The sequence below is a fragment of the Microcoleus sp. PH2017_08_TRC_O_A genome (assembly GCF_020738665.1).
Taxonomy (GTDB): domain Bacteria; phylum Cyanobacteriota; class Cyanobacteriia; order Cyanobacteriales; family Microcoleaceae; genus Microcoleus.
The window spans coordinates 17,000-35,957 of record NZ_JAEQCE010000050.1; the positions used below are offsets into that span (position 1 = coordinate 17,000).

Here is an 18,958-nt window from a genome sequence, read left to right on the forward strand (position 1 = left end):
ATGCTCAAACAATGGTTTGGAGTTAGTCGTTTTGTCTACAACGCAACTATCAAATACTTGCAGCAACCAGGCACTAAAGCCAATTGGATGTCAATTAAAACGGAAATACTCAATGGGCTGCCTGATTGGGCAAAACCTGTACCGTTTCAAATTAAATCTATTGCCATTAAAGATGCTTGTGGTGCCGTCAAAAAAGCCAAAGTAGATTTCAAGAAAACTGGCAAGATTTGTAGCTGCAAGTTTCGCAGTCGAAAAGATACAAAACAGTCTGTTTATATTCCGAAGTCTGCTATTGGGACGAAAGGAATTTATCCGACAAAATTGGGTCAGTCAAAGCTGAAAGAGGCATTACCCAAAGGCTTCAGTGATGGACGATTGACCCTTGCCTATGGCGAGTATTACATTGTTGTATCTGAAGAAGTGCAACCACGTCAGACCGATAACCAAGGTCGCGTGGTTGCCTTAGACCCCGGTGTTAGAACGTTCATGACTTTCTTTTCTGAGTCATCTTATGGATGGGTTGGGAATGATTCTAATCTTTTGATCCAAAAGTTGTGTTTCAGGTTAGACAAGTTGATCTCAAGGATGAGTAAAACGAATAGCCCGCAACGCAAAAGATTCAAGAAAGCAGCGGACAGATTAAAGTCTAAGATTCAACATCTTGTCAAAGAGTTGCATCACAAGACTGCTAAGTTTTTAGTTGATAATTTTGACGTGATATTAATTCCATCCTTTGAGTCGTCTCAGATGGTGAGCAAGTCACGTCGCAAGATTCGCTCTAAAACTGTTCGTCAAATGCTGACTCTGAGTCATTACCAGTTTAAAAAACATCTAGAGTGGAAAGCTTGGGAGCAAGGCAAAGTTGCTTTAACTTCTATCAACGAAGCTTACACTTCAAAGACTGTTTCATGGACTGGAGAAGTCAAAAAGATTGGTGGTAGCAGAATGATCAAAGATTCTGATGGAAATCAGATGAACCGAGATCTAAATGGTGCTCGTGGGATCTTCCTTCGGGCATTGGTTGATACGCCTTGGTTGAAAAGCTGTTTAGCGATTTAACTTATGTGTTTGTTAGTAAACGTTAGCAAAAAAGTATCGGAAGAATTCCCAATTACCAATTCCCAATTCCCAATTCCCAATTCCCAATCCTCAATTCCCCAATCTAAAATCTAAAATCTAAAATCTAAAATCAAACTGTGCCTCCGACTAATCTACCAATTTCCAGGTTTTGCAGGGCTAATTCTACACGCCGTCAGTTCCTAAAAAATTCGGCGGCGACAATTTCCGGGTTAGCCCTTTCCAGTTGCGGCTGGCGGCTTGCAGACGTACAATCCGATAAAGCTTTGCTCGATCGCTTTGCTGAAAAAACCGGCATTCGCGTAGTCGCCGACGTGTTAGACTCCACGGAAACAATGCTGGCGAGACTTAAAGTCGGTGTTCCCCAGGTCTACAGCATCATTTACCCGTCAGACTACATGGTGATGCAGATGAAAAAACTCGGGATGCTAACTCAATTAGACCGATCGATCGTTGGCGGACTAGATCGGCTCAAAAAGCGGTTCCAAAACCCCGTTTACGACCCCGGAAACCGCTACAGCGTGCCTTTTAGTTGGGGGACAACTGGATTGATTTACAACAGCGAACAGTTCAAAGAACCTCCCGAAGATTGGAGTTATTTGTGGAAACGCAAACAGGAATTGGCAAGGCGAATGACTCTGCTAAACGACGTTAGAGAAGTAATGGGCGCGACGCTGCGGATGCTGGGTTATTCTCTCAATTCTACAAGCCAACAACAAGTTAAAAAAGCCTATGAAAAATTAGAAGAACTCAAATCGGCGATCGCTTCTTTTACCACAGATGCTTGGCGATCGCAAATGCTGACAGGAGAGTTGAAAGTAGCAATGTGCTACTCTTCTGATGCCAATGAAGTAATTGCAAACAACCCTAAATTTCGGTATATTGTGCCGAAAAGCGGATCTGCCCTGTGGACTGACACCTTAGTAATTCCTAATGGAGCACCCAATCCAGACGCAGCTTACAAATGGATTAATTTCATACTGCAAGCTGATGTTGCGGCTTCCCTAGTCCAACGATTAGGTTTTGCAACTCCTTTAGAAGATGCTTTTTATTTGCTGACTCCAAAAGTTCGCAAAAACAAAATTCTTTTTCCTGCTGAGGCTACTTTAGAAAACTGCGAAGGCGTGGCACCCCTAGGAAAATTTGCAGATGTTTACGATCGTTACTGGACAAAACTAACCAGTATCTAATAGCATCAGTATTAATCTGCGTTTATCTGCGTTTGCTCGAACATCTAAAATCAGCTAATTCCTAAATCCCAAATCTAAAATCCCAATTAGAACTGTGCCTCCGACAAATCTACCAATTTCCAGGATTTTCCCGGCTAATTCTACACGCCGTCAGTTCCTAAAAAATTCGGCGGCGACAATTTCCGGGTTAGCCCTTTCCAGTTGCGGCTGGCGGCTTGCAGACGTACAATCCGCTTTGCTGAAAAAACCGGCATTCGCGTAGTCGCCGACGTGTTTAGCTCCAACGAAGAGATGCTGGCTAGAGTTCAAGCCGGTGGCGGCCGCGCCTACAGCATCATTTACCCGTCTGACTACATGGTGGTTCAGATGACGGAACTGGGGCTGTTGACTCCATTAGACCACTCAATTTTGGGCGGACTCGATCGACTAAAAAAACAGTTCCAAAACCCTGTATACGACCCAGGAAACCGCTACAGCGTTCCTTTGAGCTGGGGAACCACAGGCTTGATTTACAACAGCGAACAACTCAAAGAAGCTCCTGAAGATTGGAGCTATTTGTGGGAACACAAAAAAGAGTTAGCAAGGCGAATGACGCTAGCGAGCGATGTTCGAGAAGTCATGGGCGCTGCGTTGCGAATGCTGGGCTATTCTCTGAATTCTACGAACCAAGATCAAGTTAAACAAGCTTACGCAAAGCTGGTGGAGCTCAAACCTGCGATCGCATCTTTTACGACAGACGCTTGGCGGCCGCAAATGCTGACAGGGGATTTGAAGCTAGCCATGTGCTATTCTTCTGATGCCAATGAAGTCATTTCAGATAACGACAAATTGAAGTATGTCGTACCAAAAAGTGGTTCTTCTTTGTGGACTGACACTTTAGTAATTCCCAAAGGTGCTCCCAATCCCGATGCAGCTTATAAGTGGATTAACTTTATGTTGCAAGCGGATGTCGCTGCTTCTTTAGTCGAACGGCTCAGTTTTTCAACTCCTTCGGAAGATGCTTTTAGTTTGCTGACGCCGGAAGTTCGCGAAAACGAGCTTCTTTTCCCTTCGGAAGCTGTTTTGAAAAATTGCGAAGGTGTGGCTCCAGTAGGGAAATTTATGGAAGTGTACGATCGCTATTGGACTAAATTAACCGCTGGTTAACCCTAACCTGTAGGAGCAAATTTGACCAACAATCTCTGACTCTCGCCCCCACAGTCGATCGCCCGCATCAATTTTTCCGACAATAAGTCGATCTGGTACATTTAGATTTACCGTTGGGTGGGGGCGGGTTTATACGAATTCGGGCTTTGAAATTAAAGATTTTGGTGAACCCGCCCCTACCGCTCAAAAATCCAAACTATTATTTATGGCTGTTTCTACCAAAGCTCCCCCTCCGATTCCTCCCACTGCTCCAGTCAAGCCTGAAAGCGTCCCCCCATGGTCAAAGTGGACAGGCCCGCTGGCATTGCTCGGCCCTTCTGGCTTGTTCCTGGTTTTATTATTAGTAATACCAACTCTGGTGATTTTTCAACTTAGCTTGGTGCCGAATATTAAGCCGGGAGATTTGGTAAATCCTTCGGGAATCGGCAACTACCTGCGGGTGTTTGAGCCGCTGAATTTGCAGGTGATGGGTCGATCGCTCTTTTTTGCCACCGGAACGACTATTCTGTGTTTACTGCTGGGATTTCCCGTCGCTTACTGGATCGCGCTCAATGTCTCGCCCAAGTGGCGGAATTTAACGTTATTGGGCTTTGTGTTGCCGCTGTGGACTTCTTCGCTGTTGCGATCGTATGCTTGGATTACAATTCTGCGTCCTACGGGCGTTCTCAACTCGCTCCTGGGACTTTTGGGCATCCCTCCTCTAGAATTGTTAAATCAAAGTTCCGCCGTTCTAATCGGCATGGCTTACAGCTATTTGCCCTATATCGTAACCATTCTCTACGCTTCCTTGGAAAAGCTCGATCGCAGATTGCTAGAAGCATCTCAGGATTTGGGCGCGAATCCACTAGAAACTTTCTGGAAAGTGACAGTACCCCAGACAATGCCGGGGATTGCAGCGGGTTCTTTGCTAGTATTTATTAGCTGTTTGGGCGATTTTGTCGATCCGGAGTTGCTTGGTGGAGCTTCGAGCATGACGGCAGCTCGTTTAATTTACAATCAGTTTTTGGGGGCGACTCAAAATTGGGGGCTAGGTTCGGCTCTGAGTATGGTATTAATTTTTGCAGTGAGTATCGGAATTGCTCTTTTACTCAAATATGGCGATCGTAATGCAGTTTAGTCAGTTGACAGTTGACAGTTGACAGTTGACAGTTGACAGTTGACAGTTGACAGTTGACAGTTGACAGCAGTCATTAGTTATTAGTCATTAATTAGTCGCTACAAATTCTCTTCAAATCGATGCCCTGTTTGGCCGATGCCCTGTTTGGCCGATGCCCGATGCCCAATTCCCCGATTACCAATTACCAATTACCAATTCCCGATTAACGAGATATGGAAAATACCGCCGACAATCCACAGGAGGAAATACAACCCGATATGTACTTAAAACCTAAATTTAAGATTTCTTGGCAGGCAATATTTACCGTTTCGATGTTTTTTTATATGTACCTGCCCATTCTGGTACTCACATTTTACAGCTTTAACAAATCCCGTTTTAGCGCCGGCTGGGAAGGATTTACTTTAGATTGGTACGTTAAATTATTTAGCGATACGCGGATTTTAATTGCCCTGAGAAACAGTTTAACAGTTGCTGTTTGTGCAGTTGCCATCTCCGCTGTACTCGGCACTTTAATGGCCGTTGGTTTAGCCCGCTACCGCTTTCCCGGCAAAAATTTATATCAGGGAGTTTCCTACTTGCCGATTATTATTCCAGATATTGCGAGCGCTGTTGCTACTCTGGTATTTTTAGCGGCGCTAGCTATTCCTCTAAGTTTGTGGACAATTGTCGCCGCCCACGTTGTGTTTTGTCTGGCTTACATCGCTCTAGCTGTTTCTACTAGATTGGCAGATTTAAACCCTTATTTAGAAGAAGCTGCCTTGGATTTGGGTGCAACGCCTGTTGAAGCTTTTATTCAGGTTTTGCTACCTCAATTAATACCTGGAATTGTTTCTGGTTGTCTGCTATCTTTTGTGCTCAGCATGGACGATTTTTTGATTGCGAGTTTCACCGCCGGTAGCGGGACTACAACTCTACCGATGGAAATTTTTAGCCGGATTCGGACTGGTGTGAAGCCTGATATTAATGCTCTGAGCGTGCTGTTGATAGTCGGTTCGGGAGGATTGGCGTTTTTAGCGGAATATTTGCGCGGCAAGGGCGACCAAAAACAGGCTCATTAGTCAGTTGACAGTTGACAGTTGACAGTTGACAGTTGACAGTTGACAGTCGTAGTCGTAGGGTGTGTCGCCACAGAAAATTTCTAACTCAATATCGACAATCGAGCGAGCGACGCACCTTATAGCATTTACAAAATATTTGCGTTAATCCGCGTTAAGGATCGGTTTCCTTAGAAGTTTTCAAAGTGCACCACGCCGATTGACGATCGCAAGCAACGACGTTACTAAGGAATGAAAATTAAATAATTTACACATATTTGTGGGATGGGCGGGACGCCCATCCCACAAGAACAATAAAAATTGTAAGTTATTTAATTCTCATTCCTAAGGGGGGTGCTAACTAACCGTCAGGTGTTTAGCGTGGAAAATTCTTAATCTGCGTATAGTCAAATTCACACCTGACGCACCCTACAATAACTAACCTTCCGCTCGGGAAGGTGGTAATTTCACCTTACTAGCCAAACCTAATGCTTCCAAGACTTGAATTGTTACCCAAGTAAAGTCAAATTCCCACCACTGCATACCGTGACGGGCAGAGTATTGATAAGCGTGGTGGTTGTTGTGCCAGCCTTCGCCGTAAGTCAAAACTGCAACCCACCAACAGTTAGTAGAACTATCTTCGGTTTCGTAAGTGCGGTAGCCAAATTTGTGAGTTGCACTGTTCACAAACCAAGTGCAGTGATATACCAAAACTAAGCGGGCAAAGATTACCCAAACTACAAATGACCAGCCTGCTACGAAGTAAAGCAACACGCCAAAGACGATTTGCATCGGGAGAAAGTAGTTTTGCAAAAATCGGTAAAATGGATCGCTGGCAATGTCTTTTGTACAGCGGGGAATTTCAGCGTGAGCCGGGCCTTTATATAGCATCCAGCCGAGGTGACTCCACCAAAAACCCTTTTGGGCATTGTGAGGGTCGATCGCATTTTGGTCAGAGTGGGTGTGGTGCAAACGGTGCAGCCCAACCCAATCAATTATTCCTCCTTGACAGGCCAGGGCTCCGCAAAATGCTAGAAAGTATTCTACGAATTTTGGTGCCTGAAAACTGCGGTGGGTGAGCATACGATGCCATCCGAGAGTTATTCCCAAACCGCCGGTGATCCAGTGCATGAATACTGTTAAACCAACTGCTGTCCAGTTGAAGTTACTGGGTAGCAGTGCGAACAAAGCGCCGATATGCAGTCCTGCTAAACTAATAACGTGCTTCCAATTGTATTGGAGTTTTTCTTGCGTTGCTATTGTCATTCTTTTTTTGATTAGTGATGAGATGCTGACCGGGATTCACGCATAATAGTTTGGATTGAGCAGTAAACTTTTTTGGTGCACACTTGCCCAAACGAATCAAAAATGAATGAATTATAGATTTAGGATGAAACTTGAAAAATTTACGGTTTAATTTTGAAAATAAAACTTTTGGCTGCCAAACAAAAATTTTTCTTCCCAAATCTATTATAACTGATTATGGTTTTGGTTGGGTCGATCGCACAAGATGATTCAATCTCAGTTCAACCCAACCTTTAGCGATCGCAAAAACAGGATTAGGCATTGGTCACGAGCCATTAGTCCAGAACTGATGACCGACAACCAATGACTAAATTGCCGATCGCCCTATTTTTCTGCTAACTTCACTTTGGTAGCTAAACCCAGCGATTCCAGCAGTTGAATTGTCATCCAAGTGATGTCGATTTCCCACCATTGGAGACCGTGACGAGCAGAGTATTGGAAGGCGTGGTGGTTGTTGTGCCAACCTTCGCCGTAGGTGAGGACAGCAACCCACCAGCAGTTAGTAGAGCCATCGCCCGACTCATAGGTGCGGTAGCCGAATTTGTGGGTAGCGCTGTTAACCAGCCAAGTGCAGTGGAACACCACCACAATCCGCATAAACACTCCCCAAACCACGAAAGACCAGCCACCTAATAAATAAAGCAACACACCGAAGACAACTTGGATGGGGATAAAATATGCTTGGAGAAACTTGTATACTGGGTCGTCGCCAATGTCTTTTGTAAAGCGGGGGATTTGAACTCTCATCGGCAAATCTGAGATCATCCAACCCATGTGGCTCCACCAGAAGCCTTGATTAGAATCGTGGGGATCTTCTTCCGTGTCGGAATGGATGTGGTGTAACCGGTGCATTCCTACCCAGTCGATCGGGCCGCCTTCACAGGACAGAGTACCGCAAATAACTAGAAAATACTCTAGCCATTTCGGTGTTTGAAAACTACGGTGGGTAACGAGGCGGTGAAATCCGAGAGTAATTCCTAAACCACCTGTTACCCAGTGCAGGAATACTGCTAGGCCGACAGCAGACCAGCTAAAATTACCCGGCAGCAAAGCAAATAGAGCGCCGGTGTGCAGAAAGGCCATAAAGCCTACAACAGGCCAATCAGGAGAAGTTTTTTTGGAAGTTGCAATCGTCATGAAGATATTATGTTTACAAACTAGGGGCCGCATTTACGCGATAATCAGCAGCGCGCACGCAAATGGTGAGCGAGGTATAGATGAATAGCGTTTCACGGCTACAGGAAGCAGAACAGGCACTCTTTCAGATTTTTTCTGGTATTGACGCGACAGTCAAGCAAAATCTTCAACGAGTCTTAAAAGCTTTTCGCAGCCACCGGGTTGGAGTCCACCATTTTGCAGGTGTTACGGGTTACGGCCACGATGATTTAGGGCGGGAGACTTTGGACGGGGTGTTTGCCGAAGTGGTAGGGGCCGAGGCGGCAGCGGTGCGGGTACAGTTTGTTTCGGGTACTCACGCGATCGCCTGTGCTCTGTTTGGCATCCTACGTCCTGGTGACGAAATGTTGGCAGTTGCTGGTTCTCCCTACGATACTTTAGAAGAAGTGATCGGCTTGCGGGGGCAAGGTCAAGGTTCACTTATTGAGTTCGGCATTAGCTACCGTGAGTTGCCTCTAACTCGCGAAGGAACTGTGGATTGGCGGGCACTGAGCTCTGCTATTTCAACAAAAACTCGCCTGGTTTTGATCCAGCGCTCTTGCGGTTATTCTTGGCGATCGAGTCTGTCTATTTCTGAGATTAAAAAAATCGTCGATCTAGTCAAACATCAGAATCGTAACACAATTTGCTTTGTTGATAATTGTTACGGCGAGTTTGTTGATGATTGCGAACCTACTGCTGTGGGTGCAGATCTGATGGCGGGTTCTTTAATCAAAAATCCGGGGGGTACGATCGTCCCTGCGGGCGGTTACGTGGCCGGGAGGGCCGATCTGGTGGAGGCGGCAACTTGTCGCTTGACAGCGCCGGGAATCGGCAGCAGCGGGGGCGCGACTTTTGATTTGAACCGCTTGCTGTTTCAGGGTTTGTTCATGGCCCCGGGGTTTGTGGGCGAGGCGATGAAGGGTAATCATTTGACGGCTTATGTTTTTTATAAGTTGGGTTATCGGGTGAATCCGATTCCTTTGGCGAGGCGCAGGGATGTAATTCAGGCGATCGAATTCGGTTCTGCTGATAAGTTAATTGCTTTCTGTCGGGCGGTGCAGCAAAATTCCCCGGTGGGTTCGTATTTAGATCCCGTGCCGGCGCCGATGCCGGGATACGAGAGTCAGTTGGTGATGGCTGGTGGTACTTTTATTGATGGCAGTACCTCGGAATTTTCCGCAGACGGGCCTCTGCGAGAACCATATGTGGCTTTTTGTCAAGGGGGTACTCATTGGACTCATGTGTCGATCGCCCTTGAGGCTGCGATCGAGGCCGTGGGCCCGGCCAAGTAGCGAATATCTTACAAAAATAATTAGGACGGGCAAGATGCCCATCCCACAATAAAAGAAAATATTGTGGGATGGGCATCTTGCCCGTCCCAAAATTTGATAAAAAGAACTTTTGTAAGAGATTTGTTGACATCTGATTAAGGTCGATCGGCTAAATTTGTGACTAAACGTCCGTCTTCCATGTAGATAATGCGATCGGCAATATCGAGAATCCGATTGTCGTGCGTCACTAGCAAAATCGTACAACCTTGTTCCTTTGCTAGTGTCTGCATGATCTCCACCACATCTCGCCCGGATTGTTTGTCCAAAGCCGCCGTAGGTTCATCAGCTAAGACTATTTTAGGCCGACTGACTAACGCCCGGGCGATCGCCACCCTTTGTTTTTGTCCTCCCGACAGATTTTCTGGGTAATAATTAGCCCGTTCTCCCAAACCAACAGCTTCCAACATGGATATTGACAAAGCATCCATATTCTGATTTAGCATTTCCTTATGTAATTCCAAAGACATCCGCACATTTTGCTTAGCCGTCAAAAACGTCATCAAGTTATGCGCTTGAAAAATATAACCAATTTGCTTTCTCAACTTAGTTAACTGATTCTTACTAGCGCCGCGTATTTCTTCCCCCAGAATATTGAGACTCCCTTCTTGAGCCGAACGCAGGCCGCCTAACATCGTCAGTAAAGTTGTTTTACCCGAACCAGAAGGCCCCGTCATAATTACGATTTCCCCAGAGTTGATATCGAGATTAATATCAAATAAAGCTTGTTTTTTCAGGGAACCTTTACCGAAGTAATGGTTGAGGTTTTTGACTGATATTACAGCTTGATTTGTTATGGTTTCGTCGAAGTTGGCGGGAGAGTTTAGGGTTTGCATGGTGATTTTTTGTGTTTTTTCTATAAGTCACGGGCGAGACGCCCGTGCCACAATTAATGGAGGTATTTTGTTTGGTTCTAAGCTGGTACACATTTAATTTTGGCAATCCTGTTTCTTCCATCTCTTGTGGGGTGGGCTTCTAGCCCGCCCAAAAATTAAATTAAAATGCCACAACAGCTTAGAAAATATCTGCCGGATCTGCCGATCGCAATTTCCGCAAAGCCAGCGCCCCAGAACCAGTACACATCACAATCGTCAAACCCAACACAGTAGTCGCTCGATTTGTTGTCATTGCAATTGGCAGCAATGTAGCAGACTGCGCTAGGGAATACAGTCCGTTAGCCAAAACAATTCCCGGCATAAAACCCAAAATAGCTAATAACAAAGCTTCCTGAACTAAAACTCCGACTAAATAGCGATCGCTATATCCCATAGCTTTTAAAGTCGCGTACTCAGCCAAGTGATCGGAAACATCTGAATACAAAATTTGGTAAACAATAATCAAACCAACAATGAATCCGATAATCGTACCAAATCCAAAAATAAAACCAATCGGAGTAGCATTTCCCCAATAAGCCTTTTCAATTTCCGCAAATTCTGCTAAAGTCAGAACTTTCACATCATCCGGCAAAATAGCTTTCAACATTGATTGAACTTTGAGGATGTCAGCCCCCGGTTGCAACTGAATTAAACCCACATCAATTTCATCTGGTTTGCGTTCTGGAAATAAATTCATGAAAGTAGAATCGCTAGCAATGACATTGCCATCAGCCACGAAAGAAGTACCGAGAGTAAATACTCCTCCTACTTGAATATTTCGTTTGTTAAGTTCAGTTTCGAGGGTAGATTGTGTATTAAAAATATTGGCAATTTCCCCATACTCAGGTCTAGAAGCTTGGTCAAATAACACATTATTGAACTTTTGAAGTTGAGCCAAATTCTGATTGACATCTGGCAAAATAAATGTTGTGTTGCCAGGATCTATGCCAAAAATTAAAATTCCTCGCGTAGTGCGGTTTGTGGGATTTCGCCACTGTCCCATCCCAATATATAAAGAAGTGACAGACTTGACTCCCGCGACTCCTTGTGCTTGATAAAGTCGCTCTCTTTTGAACTGTTTTACCGCAGCAAAAGTTTCAAATTGAGGATTGATTAACACTAAATCTGTCTGTAAACTTTCGTGCGGCTTAACAGCAGAATCGAAGAGTGCATCTTGAAAGCCGAGTTGCACAAAAATCAGAATATCTGCAAAGGCAATTCCGGCGATAGCAACAGCGAGGCGGGTTTTTTCTCTGGTTACTTGCAACCAAGCAAGGGGTGTTTTGCGAAACATAATATTTGGGGAATTGGGAATTGGGAATTGGGAATTGGGAATTGGGAATTGGGATAATCCGGTGGGCAGAAACCGGGTTTTTTACGAAGATATTGCATCGTAGCCTTTAATTTCGGTAAAAACCCGGTTTCTTTGTCGGCGAGTGCGGTAATTGGGCTCATCCGGTGGGCAGAAACCGGGTTTTTTGCGAAGATATTGCATCGCAGCCTTTAATATCGGTAAAAAATCCGGTTTCTTTGTCGGCGATTGCCTAAGTCTGATCGGCATTACTCAGCGCTTGAATATCGGATTGCATAATTAAGTTAATATGGCGCGAAATCTTGTCAACTTCCCAATCCCACCAGCGCATTTGTAATAATTGCGCCACCTCAGCATCGCTGAAACGCTGCTTAATTAAACCAGCGGGATTTCCGCCGACAACGGTGTAAGCGGGAACATCTTTTACTACAACAGATTTAGCAGCAATAATTGCACCGTCGCCGATTTTAACTCCCGGCATAATCACCGATTCGTAACCTATCCAAACATCATTACCAATAATTGTATCGCCTTTAGTTGGTAGTTCGATTAATAGATTCATCGCTGTTTCCCAGCCGTTCCCAAAGACTGGAAATGGATAGGTAGAAATGCCATCGAGTTTGTGATTTGCACCGTTCATGATGAATTTGACGTTGGTGGCGATCGCACAAAATTTACCAATAATTAATTTATCACTCCCGTAATTGTAAAGTACGTTTCTATCGAAATTTTCCGGGTCGATCGGATCGTCGTAGTAAGAGTAATCGCCGACAATAATATTGGGCGATTTAATAAAGTTTTTGATAAAGCAAACCCGGCGCTGGTCTACCATCGGATACGGTCGGTTTGGATCTGGCCCCAATTCTCCCATGTTTCTCAATCTCCCTAATTTTGAATTGCTACTTGTACCTGCAAATTTGTCAATCCCGCAACTTTTTTGCTAGCTTCAGGATTCAGGTGAATTTTCACTTCCACAACTCGGCTGTCTAAGTTTTCTCCTGGCTGGTTGCTAAACACGTTTTGCTTGCTGACTTTTAAGCCAATTTCTTTAACAGTCCCCGGCAATTCTCCTGAAAATGCTTGGCTGGTAACACCTGCTTTTTGCCCAACCTTGATTTTGCTGATGTCGGTTTGGTAAACTTCGGCAACGACTACCATTTGCTGAGTTTCTCCTACGTCTGCAATGCCGTTATCGCTGATTTTCTCTCCTGCACGGGTGTGAATTTTGAGGATTTTTCCGGGTTGTGGAGTGCGGATGTAAGCTTGATTTAATTCGGCTTGGGTGCGCTTGACTTGGGCGATGGCGCTGTTGATTTCGGTTTGGGCTGCTTGGATATCTACCGGGCGCACTTCGCCTATTTTGTCGAGAGTTGCTTGGGCTTCTTTTAGTTCTTCGCTGCCACTATTTTTGATGCGCTTAAGTGTTGCTTCTGCTTCTGCTAACTGCTGGATTGCTGTACTGTTAATTCTGGCAAGATTTGCTTCTGCTTCGTTGAGTTGCTGGATTCCTGTACTGTTAATTCGGGTGAGATTTGCTTCGCCTTCTTTAAGCTGCTGCTTGGCCGTACTGTTGATGCGGCTGAGATTTGCTTCGGCTTCTTTAAGTTCCTGGCGACTTGTTTCTAATGACAGTCGTTTGCTGTCCATGACGGAGTTAGAAATTGCGCCTTCGGTAACAAGTTCTTTGTGCCGCAGGTATTCGGTTTGGGCATTATTTGACTCGGCTTTTAATTTGTTAATTGCTGCTGTTTGTGCTGTTTTTTCTCCTTGCCATTGTGCAGTTATGCGACTAATTGTGGCTGTTTGTACTTTTCTTTCTCCTTGCCATTGTGCGGTTATTCTGCTGATGGTTGCTTGCTGTGCGGTTTTTTCTCCTTTCCATTGCGCTTGAATGCGATCGACTGTTGCTTGTTGTGCCGCCTGGTTTCCTTGCAATTGGGCTTCTAGCTTGCCAATTGTCGCAGATTGTGCTGCAAGTTCTCCCGACTTTGCCCCGGCTTTTACCTTTGCTAAACTGGCTTCAGCAACTTTGACTTTTTCTTTGGCTTCCTCTAAAGCAGATTTTAGCCGATCGCCTGCATCCAAAATTGCGATCGACTGCCCTGCTTGGACGCGATCGCCCTCTTTGACTAAAAGCTTCGCCACGCGATCGCCATCCAACGCCTGCGACACCCCCAAGCGAATCACTTCCCCCAGCGGTTCCAGTCTTCCCAAAGCCGTGATTTTCCTGGGCGGCGGTGTTTCTACGGGTAAAGGTTCAGCATTTTTAGCTAAAGATCCAAACTGAGAAATACCGTAAAAAGTTGTACCGATGCTAATAGCAGCGCCAGCAACTACCAATCCGATTACCAATGGATTTTTAGGCTTGATGAAAAATTGAAAATTCATATTCCTCCTAAATTTGCGGTTGTTTTTTTTCTAAATAAGCGAGTAATATATTTTTTAATACATTCGCTTGTTCTGTAAAAGATATCCTTTCGCCTTGATAAAATCTTCTTGCCACCAAACCGTCAATATAACAAATGACAAATTTAGCGAGCGCTGGATCGGAGATACCCAGGTAGCAAATAAGTGCCTCTTCATAACGCTTTCCTGCTAGCTGGAGTGCTTGATTGCTATCAATCTCTTTGCGAGTTTTTTGGTGGCAAAACTCGAAGGTAATTAACAGATTCTTCAGCATATAATCTTCAATTCCGCTGAGATAATTCATCAGTTGTTCAACTTTTTCTCCGAGAGTTGGTGGATTTCCTAACTCAGCCAGTGCTTCTTCTTTTGTATCTTCATAGCTCAAATATACAATTAACTGCTCGAACAAACTTTCTTTACTCGGGAAATAGTGGTAAAGGGTTCCTGTAGAAACTCCAATTCCTGAGGCAATTTCTCGCATTGTGACGGAGGAATAGCCTTTTTCGGCAAAAAGCTCAAAACTTTTGTTCAGTAATTCTTTGCGGTACAATTCGCGGTCAACTATCTTTGGCATGGATCGATCTTCAGATTTTTGATTCTAGATCCTAGGTTATCGGAGATTTAAGGGCGATCGACCAAATATTCCTATATCGAACATCCGATATAGTATAAACGAATACACAAAAAGCTTTTGACGGCTGATATTGGAAAATATAAGTATATCGAACAGTTGTTATAATTAATGTTGCACAGACTACCAGAGCTTGTCAAGGGGTGCAGTAAAATTATCTTTGGAGTCAATTTGTCGCGGCGATTTGAGCCAGAAATCCAAAACACCCCGCCATCAATCTGCGTCCGTCAGTCGATTTTAGATTTGAGATTTTAGAATTGGAAATGACAGATCGCTATCATGGTTTTGAGCCGATCTAGAGTAGCATTCTTTTTTTTAACTCTTAAATCTCATGAAAGTACGAACCTACGAAATCGGCGACACTGAAAAAATTGTCAAACTGTTCTATGACACAGTGCACGAAGTAAATATCCGCGATTACACAACAGCCCAAGTAGATGCTTGGGCGCCAGCAGATACCGACATTCAAAAGTGGATGCAAAGTTTAAGCAGTAAATTTACCTTCGTAGCAGAAGAGGGCGATACAATCGCAGGTTTTGGAGAATTAGAAATCAACGGCCATATCGATCGCTTTTACTGTCACAAAAACTTTCAAAGACAAGGAGTTGGGACGCTAATTTTAACACAAATCGAGTTAAAAGCCAAAGAGTTAGGACTTAGAAAGTTATTTACCGAAGCCAGCATTACAGCTAGACCTTTTTTTGAAACCCACGGATTTATGACGATCAAAAAGCAAGAAGTAGAACGGAGAGGACAAAAATTCATCAACTTTGCAATGGAAAAAGATATATAAAAAACCACCTTTTGTGTAAAATTAGATCGCAGAGTTGTGTGGAGGAGTTGCGATGGTTACGGAAGCGACAAATGTGCTGGGAACAAAATTAGAAACTTGCTGCACATCGCCCATGACAGGCTATTATCGGGACGGAAAATGCAATACGGGTGGCGGAGATTTAGGGGCTCACACCGTTTGTGCAAAAGTGACAGAAGAGTTTTTGAAGTACACCAAAAGAATGGGAAACGATTTGAGTACCCCGGTTCCCGATTTTAAATTTCCGGGATTGAAGCCAGGGGATTGTTGGTGTTTGTGTGCTTCGCGCTGGAAGGAAGCAATGGATGCTGGATGTGCGCCACTTGTGGTTTTGTCGGCGACTCATGTCTTAACTTTGGAATACGTTTCTTTGAACGAGTTGAAGGAACACGCTGCTGATTTGTAGGAATGTGCTAGCCGATTACTTCGCCACTAACAACGATGGCGATCGCTTCTGGATTACCGATGACGACGGCGGGCCCGTGGGTGTCGCCTACTGCGAGCTCGAACCAATGACCGATCGCACGTGGAACTTGCAATTAATCGCCATCTTACCCGATCGCCAGGGACAAGGACGCGGTGCGACATTGCTGCGCTACATGGAACAAACCTTGATGGCGCGGAGCGGGCGCGTGTTGCTGGTGGAAACGTCGGGACTCCCGGAGTTCGATCGCGTGCGATCGTTCTACCGCAAGTGCGGTTACGACGAAGAAGCGCGGATTCGCGACTTCTACAAAGCAGGCCATGACAAAATAGTTTACTGCAAGGAGCTGACGGCTCAGGCGTAGACTCGTAGGGTGCGTCAGTAGGATTATTTGTTGAATCATCCAGCAGCTTCTAGCTGACGCACCCTACAAGTTTACATATCTATTTAAAATCAACTCAGGAGGCAATAGTCAAATGGATCGACTAGAGCATTACCATCAGTGCATTCAAAAGCTGCTAATTGAAGACAGCAAGATAGCACCAATTAACGGAGAAATTGAAGTAGAAACAATTTTTGACAAAGAAAAAGATCGCTATCTTGTCATCGATTTAGGATGGGACACACACCGCCGCGTGTATAACTGTGTGTTTCATTTGGATATTAAAAATGGCAAAATCTGGATTCAGCGAAATCAAACAGACAGGCAGATTGCTGACGAATTGGTAGAAATGGGAATACCCAAAGAGGATATTGTGCTAGGAATTCAGCCAACTTACGCGCGCGAATATACAGGCTTTGGAGTTGCATAATTTCAATCGCCCAAGGAGTAGTGCGCGTCAGTTAGCTACCACAAAAAAACTGGTTTGTAGTGAGGACTTTAGTCCGCATCCATCCGAGGACTAAAGTCCTCACTACAAACATTTTTTATTAATAGTAATTAACAGGGCATAATATCATGCACCCTACCAGCTTAAACCTCTGGCAACTTATACTGCCCGACAATCCGCTTAGCATATTCCGGCACGTGAGCCTCCAATTTTTCGGGATAATTCCGCTTCACATACAGATAATTGCGAGTGAAATGAGAATCAATTGAAAACCGAGCATATTCCAAACCCTTCGGCCCAATTCTCTCAATAAACACTCCCATCAACTTCGCCGCCCACATCGGCAAAGTCACACCTTTCTCGTAAGCTGGAATACTTTGTTGAACAGCCTCTTTTCTGTTTCCCTGAGACATCACCGGCTGAGTGTTTAGCTGATCCATTACCAAGTCTAACATTTCTTGTCCGGTATCATTTCGTACCACAATCCACTGCCAGCCAAAAGGTGCGCCCATGTAGCCCACCACTAAATCTGCTAAGGAATTAACGTAATCAAAACAGCTCAAACAAGAAGGAGCAAACACATCTTTCAATTCTTTTGTATTCAATCCGAAAAATGGCACTTTTTCCGTAGAACCATCTTCGTGTTTGAAGTGAACGTTAAAGTCTTGCATAAACTCGTAAGATACCACCGTTTCAGGAGAACGGCTAGTCGTGTCTAGGAATTTCTGTAAGCCCGCGCGGCTAACATTATCTACACAGGGAGTTCCGAGAACGTAGAGCTTTTCTAAACCGAGTTGTTTCTCGACTGTACGCAATGCTTGAATTTGACAGCCGACGCCAATTACTAACAGCCGTTTCATCCCCGACTTCTCGATTTGTTCCAACACTGAAAGGTTGGGAGATAGAGTTGGCTTGTTGACTTTTGCAGCGAGAATTTCTTCGCGATTTCTCGCAATTATAGGCATCGGTTGAAAGCGGTCTTCTTTGGTATTTTGAACGCAGACAACACCTTCAACAATGCCTTTTTCCAGCATTTCGATCGCAATTGAGCTGACAATTCCCGTCCACTGAGCGCCTTCTATTGGTTCTTTTTTCTTAGCCGCCATCATATTTTGACTGACGCCGAAGTACCAATCGTCGGGATTGTCGAGATTGCGCGATCGCCCGTGAATCTCCTCTTCCAGTTCTGCGATATGCTGAGTTAAGAAAGCGCAAGCTTCCTTGACATAATGGATATAATATGTATCGCACAAACCGCACTCGCTGCAAAGTTCTTTAGCGGGGCGGCGGCTGCCCGGTTTCAGGGCTTTAGATTTCTGGTGTTTAGTGGAATCTATGGCGGTCATCTAAATTGCAAATTTTATGGAGAAAGGGCTTTTGTTAGGATATCACACCCATTCCGGTGATGAAGTATTCGCGCTAATTAAACGTAAAATGGTGTTGGTATTCATAAACCCCGAATAAAGACGAGCACGGGGGTACGCCCCCTACTAAAACCGGATTTCTCTATGTTATATTTTTGGGGATGAATATCCTTACTCCTTTAGTCCTCGCAGGCGGACTTTGGCTGTTTAGGAGCGAATTGTATTCGCCCGCAATCATTAGTATTTATCCGGATATAACAGGGTATTGCAGGAATAAACTGCAAAATAAAGGTATAAAAAAATGGTAAGATTGTTTGTGACAACAGCCGTTGCTGGCATCATGCTCAATATCGCAATTTCGAGCTTCGGATTTGCTGCTTTAATTCGCCCTGTTGTGGGTATGAATCAAACTGTTGTGGCTCTAGAAAGTATGTTGAACGCCACACAAAAGCCGGCGGCGATCGACTATTCGCGCTTGGGGATTGGCCCAGTTCGTTTGGGGATGTCTGTAGAAGAGGCTAAACGCAAGTTGGGCAAACCGCAGCGGGATGAAACTAAACCGGGTAGCAAGGCTATGGGTGGCAAGATTCGCACGCTAACCTACTCGAAATTGACGGTAGCAGCCTGGAATGGCAAAGTTTATTTAATTTCTACTACGAATCCCAAGTACGTAACAACGAGTAGTATTAAGGTAGGAGATAAAAGTCAAAAAGTCCTTAAAACTTACGGTTACAGCTCGCAATCCGTGCAGGGTGGAGTGAGTCGGTTGACTTACAGCAACGACCAAAAGGCTTCTAATTTGGTTTTGGAACTGAAGGGCGATCGCGTGCAAAAGATTATTGTCGGCACGCAGCTCAACTAAAATACTACACAACCTTCCAAAAATCAACGTCTAGAAGTTCGATCGTTCGGACGAAGAGTCCTTCTTGCTTCAGAGGATTTTCAGGTTT

General features: G+C 44.7%; 18 protein-coding genes and 1 pseudogene. 11 read left to right on the forward strand and 8 right to left on the reverse strand.

The genetic code is table 11. The annotated features are described in order from the left end of the window. The 5 genes and pseudogenes from JGK22_RS18315 to JGK22_RS18335 all read left to right on the forward strand — a co-directional run bounded on the left by JGK22_RS18315 (position 1) and on the right by JGK22_RS18335 (position 5,588). The gene (locus JGK22_RS18315) at positions 1 to 1,059 is read left to right on the forward strand and encodes a transposase (protein WP_293184956.1); all 1,059 of its coding nucleotides are present in this window, start codon (positions 1 to 3) and stop codon (positions 1,057 to 1,059) included. Positions 1,060 to 1,196: 137 nt separating this feature from the next. Next, the gene (locus JGK22_RS18320; protein ID WP_293313361.1) at positions 1,197 to 2,267 is read left to right on the forward strand and encodes a spermidine/putrescine ABC transporter substrate-binding protein; all 1,071 of its coding nucleotides are present in this window, start codon (positions 1,197 to 1,199) and stop codon (positions 2,265 to 2,267) included. Positions 2,268 to 2,361: 94 nt separating this feature from the next. Then, positions 2,362 to 3,413: pseudogene (locus JGK22_RS18325) on the forward strand (spermidine/putrescine ABC transporter substrate-binding protein). A 205-nt stretch (positions 3,414 to 3,618) separates the two neighbouring features. Further along, on the forward strand, positions 3,619 to 4,530 hold the full coding sequence (locus JGK22_RS18330; RefSeq protein ID WP_293184952.1) for an ABC transporter permease: 912 nt from the start codon (positions 3,619 to 3,621) through the stop codon (positions 4,528 to 4,530). 212 nt (positions 4,531 to 4,742) lie between these two features. Further along, on the forward strand, positions 4,743 to 5,588 hold the full coding sequence (locus JGK22_RS18335) for an ABC transporter permease (protein ID WP_293212284.1): 846 nt from the start codon (positions 4,743 to 4,745) through the stop codon (positions 5,586 to 5,588). A 414-nt stretch (positions 5,589 to 6,002) separates the two neighbouring features. Here JGK22_RS18335 and JGK22_RS18340 read toward each other — a convergent pair whose 3' ends face one another. Together JGK22_RS18340 and JGK22_RS18345 are read right to left on the reverse strand one after the other, a co-directional pair. Then, a complete protein-coding gene (locus JGK22_RS18340; protein WP_293184950.1) occupies positions 6,003 to 6,830 on the reverse strand; it encodes a fatty acid desaturase in 828 nt (275 codons plus the stop codon). A gap of 363 nt (positions 6,831 to 7,193) precedes the next feature. Beyond that, entirely contained in the window at positions 7,194 to 8,006 is an 813-nt protein-coding gene (locus JGK22_RS18345) for an acyl-CoA desaturase (RefSeq protein ID WP_293184949.1), read from the reverse strand. An 80-nt stretch (positions 8,007 to 8,086) separates the two neighbouring features. Between JGK22_RS18345 and JGK22_RS18350 the strand changes: the two genes are divergently transcribed. After that, on the forward strand, positions 8,087 to 9,319 hold the full coding sequence (locus tag JGK22_RS18350) for a methionine gamma-lyase family protein (protein WP_293184948.1): 1,233 nt from the start codon (positions 8,087 to 8,089) through the stop codon (positions 9,317 to 9,319). A gap of 134 nt (positions 9,320 to 9,453) precedes the next feature. On the opposite strand, the gene JGK22_RS18355 is transcribed toward JGK22_RS18350, so the two are convergent. The 5 genes from JGK22_RS18355 to JGK22_RS18375 form a co-directional block, all read right to left on the reverse strand. Further along, positions 9,454 to 10,191 carry a DevA family ABC transporter ATP-binding protein gene (locus JGK22_RS18355; protein WP_293184946.1) on the reverse strand — a complete coding sequence of 246 codons (738 nt, stop codon included), beginning with the start codon at positions 10,189 to 10,191 and terminating at the stop codon, positions 9,454 to 9,456. Between the two features lie 178 nt (positions 10,192 to 10,369). Next, positions 10,370 to 11,524, reverse strand: coding sequence for an ABC transporter permease DevC (gene devC, locus JGK22_RS18360; protein WP_293184944.1), 1,155 nt, complete (start codon positions 11,522 to 11,524; stop codon positions 10,370 to 10,372). 250 nt (positions 11,525 to 11,774) lie between these two features. Further along, on the reverse strand, positions 11,775 to 12,413 hold the full coding sequence (locus tag JGK22_RS18365) for a Vat family streptogramin A O-acetyltransferase (protein ID WP_293184942.1): 639 nt from the start codon (positions 12,411 to 12,413) through the stop codon (positions 11,775 to 11,777). Positions 12,414 to 12,427: 14 nt separating this feature from the next. Next, on the reverse strand, positions 12,428 to 13,930 hold the full coding sequence (locus JGK22_RS18370) for an efflux RND transporter periplasmic adaptor subunit (RefSeq protein WP_293184940.1): 1,503 nt from the start codon (positions 13,928 to 13,930) through the stop codon (positions 12,428 to 12,430). A 7-nt stretch (positions 13,931 to 13,937) separates the two neighbouring features. Continuing rightward, positions 13,938 to 14,522: a TetR/AcrR family transcriptional regulator gene (locus JGK22_RS18375; protein ID WP_293146660.1), complete on the reverse strand. Its 585-nt coding sequence runs from the start codon at positions 14,520 to 14,522 to the stop codon at positions 13,938 to 13,940. A 388-nt stretch (positions 14,523 to 14,910) separates the two neighbouring features. Here JGK22_RS18375 and JGK22_RS18380 point away from each other — a divergent pair, with 388 nt between their 5' ends. The 4 genes from JGK22_RS18380 to JGK22_RS18395 all read left to right on the forward strand — a co-directional run bounded on the left by JGK22_RS18380 (position 14,911) and on the right by JGK22_RS18395 (position 16,626). After that, positions 14,911 to 15,372, forward strand: a complete 462-nt coding sequence (locus JGK22_RS18380; RefSeq protein ID WP_293220262.1) for a GNAT family N-acetyltransferase — start codon at positions 14,911 to 14,913, stop codon at positions 15,370 to 15,372. A gap of 52 nt (positions 15,373 to 15,424) precedes the next feature. Further along, positions 15,425 to 15,796 (forward strand): DUF2237 domain-containing protein, encoded by a 372-nt coding sequence (locus JGK22_RS18385; RefSeq protein ID WP_293184938.1) that lies wholly within the window; start codon positions 15,425 to 15,427, stop codon positions 15,794 to 15,796. A 4-nt stretch (positions 15,797 to 15,800) separates the two neighbouring features. Then, positions 15,801 to 16,178 (forward strand): GNAT family N-acetyltransferase, encoded by a 378-nt coding sequence (locus JGK22_RS18390; RefSeq protein WP_293184936.1) that lies wholly within the window; start codon positions 15,801 to 15,803, stop codon positions 16,176 to 16,178. Between the two features lie 112 nt (positions 16,179 to 16,290). Continuing rightward, positions 16,291 to 16,626 carry a XisI protein gene (locus JGK22_RS18395; RefSeq protein WP_293313363.1) on the forward strand — a complete coding sequence of 112 codons (336 nt, stop codon included), beginning with the start codon at positions 16,291 to 16,293 and terminating at the stop codon, positions 16,624 to 16,626. A 161-nt stretch (positions 16,627 to 16,787) separates the two neighbouring features. Here JGK22_RS18395 and JGK22_RS18400 read toward each other — a convergent pair whose 3' ends face one another. Next, positions 16,788 to 17,990 carry a Coenzyme F420 hydrogenase/dehydrogenase, beta subunit C-terminal domain gene (locus tag JGK22_RS18400; protein ID WP_293198235.1) on the reverse strand — a complete coding sequence of 401 codons (1,203 nt, stop codon included), beginning with the start codon at positions 17,988 to 17,990 and terminating at the stop codon, positions 16,788 to 16,790. 319 nt (positions 17,991 to 18,309) lie between these two features. Here JGK22_RS18400 and JGK22_RS18405 point away from each other — a divergent pair, with 319 nt between their 5' ends. Beyond that, complete coding sequence (locus tag JGK22_RS18405; protein WP_293191722.1) at positions 18,310 to 18,870, forward strand: hypothetical protein; 561 nt, start codon at positions 18,310 to 18,312, stop codon at positions 18,868 to 18,870. Positions 18,871 to 18,958 lie beyond the last annotated feature (88 nt).

Excerpts from the sequence above, each read along its gene's own strand:
- JGK22_RS18315 (WP_293184956.1), top strand. The coding sequence starts at position 1 with ATGCTCAAACAATGGTTTGGAGTTAGTCGTTTTGTCTACAACGCAACT.
- JGK22_RS18330 (WP_293184952.1), top strand. The coding sequence starts at position 3,619 with ATGGCTGTTTCTACCAAAGCTCCCCCTCCGATTCCTCCCACTGCTCCA.
- JGK22_RS18335 (WP_293212284.1), top strand. The coding sequence starts at position 4,743 with ATGGAAAATACCGCCGACAATCCACAGGAGGAAATACAACCCGATATG.
- JGK22_RS18340 (WP_293184950.1), bottom strand. The coding sequence starts at position 6,830 with ATGACAATAGCAACGCAAGAAAAACTCCAATACAATTGGAAGCACGTT.
- JGK22_RS18345 (WP_293184949.1), bottom strand. The coding sequence starts at position 8,006 with ATGACGATTGCAACTTCCAAAAAAACTTCTCCTGATTGGCCTGTTGTA.
- JGK22_RS18350 (WP_293184948.1), top strand. The coding sequence starts at position 8,087 with ATGAATAGCGTTTCACGGCTACAGGAAGCAGAACAGGCACTCTTTCAG.
- JGK22_RS18355 (WP_293184946.1), bottom strand. The coding sequence starts at position 10,191 with ATGCAAACCCTAAACTCTCCCGCCAACTTCGACGAAACCATAACAAAT.
- devC (WP_293184944.1), bottom strand. The coding sequence starts at position 11,524 with ATGTTTCGCAAAACACCCCTTGCTTGGTTGCAAGTAACCAGAGAAAAA.
- JGK22_RS18365 (WP_293184942.1), bottom strand. The coding sequence starts at position 12,413 with ATGGGAGAATTGGGGCCAGATCCAAACCGACCGTATCCGATGGTAGAC.
- JGK22_RS18370 (WP_293184940.1), bottom strand. The coding sequence starts at position 13,930 with ATGAATTTTCAATTTTTCATCAAGCCTAAAAATCCATTGGTAATCGGA.
- JGK22_RS18375 (WP_293146660.1), bottom strand. The coding sequence starts at position 14,522 with ATGCCAAAGATAGTTGACCGCGAATTGTACCGCAAAGAATTACTGAAC.
- JGK22_RS18380 (WP_293220262.1), top strand. The coding sequence starts at position 14,911 with ATGAAAGTACGAACCTACGAAATCGGCGACACTGAAAAAATTGTCAAA.
- JGK22_RS18385 (WP_293184938.1), top strand. The coding sequence starts at position 15,425 with ATGGTTACGGAAGCGACAAATGTGCTGGGAACAAAATTAGAAACTTGC.
- JGK22_RS18395 (WP_293313363.1), top strand. The coding sequence starts at position 16,291 with ATGGATCGACTAGAGCATTACCATCAGTGCATTCAAAAGCTGCTAATT.
- JGK22_RS18400 (WP_293198235.1), bottom strand. The coding sequence starts at position 17,990 with ATGACCGCCATAGATTCCACTAAACACCAGAAATCTAAAGCCCTGAAA.
- JGK22_RS18405 (WP_293191722.1), top strand. The coding sequence starts at position 18,310 with ATGGTAAGATTGTTTGTGACAACAGCCGTTGCTGGCATCATGCTCAAT.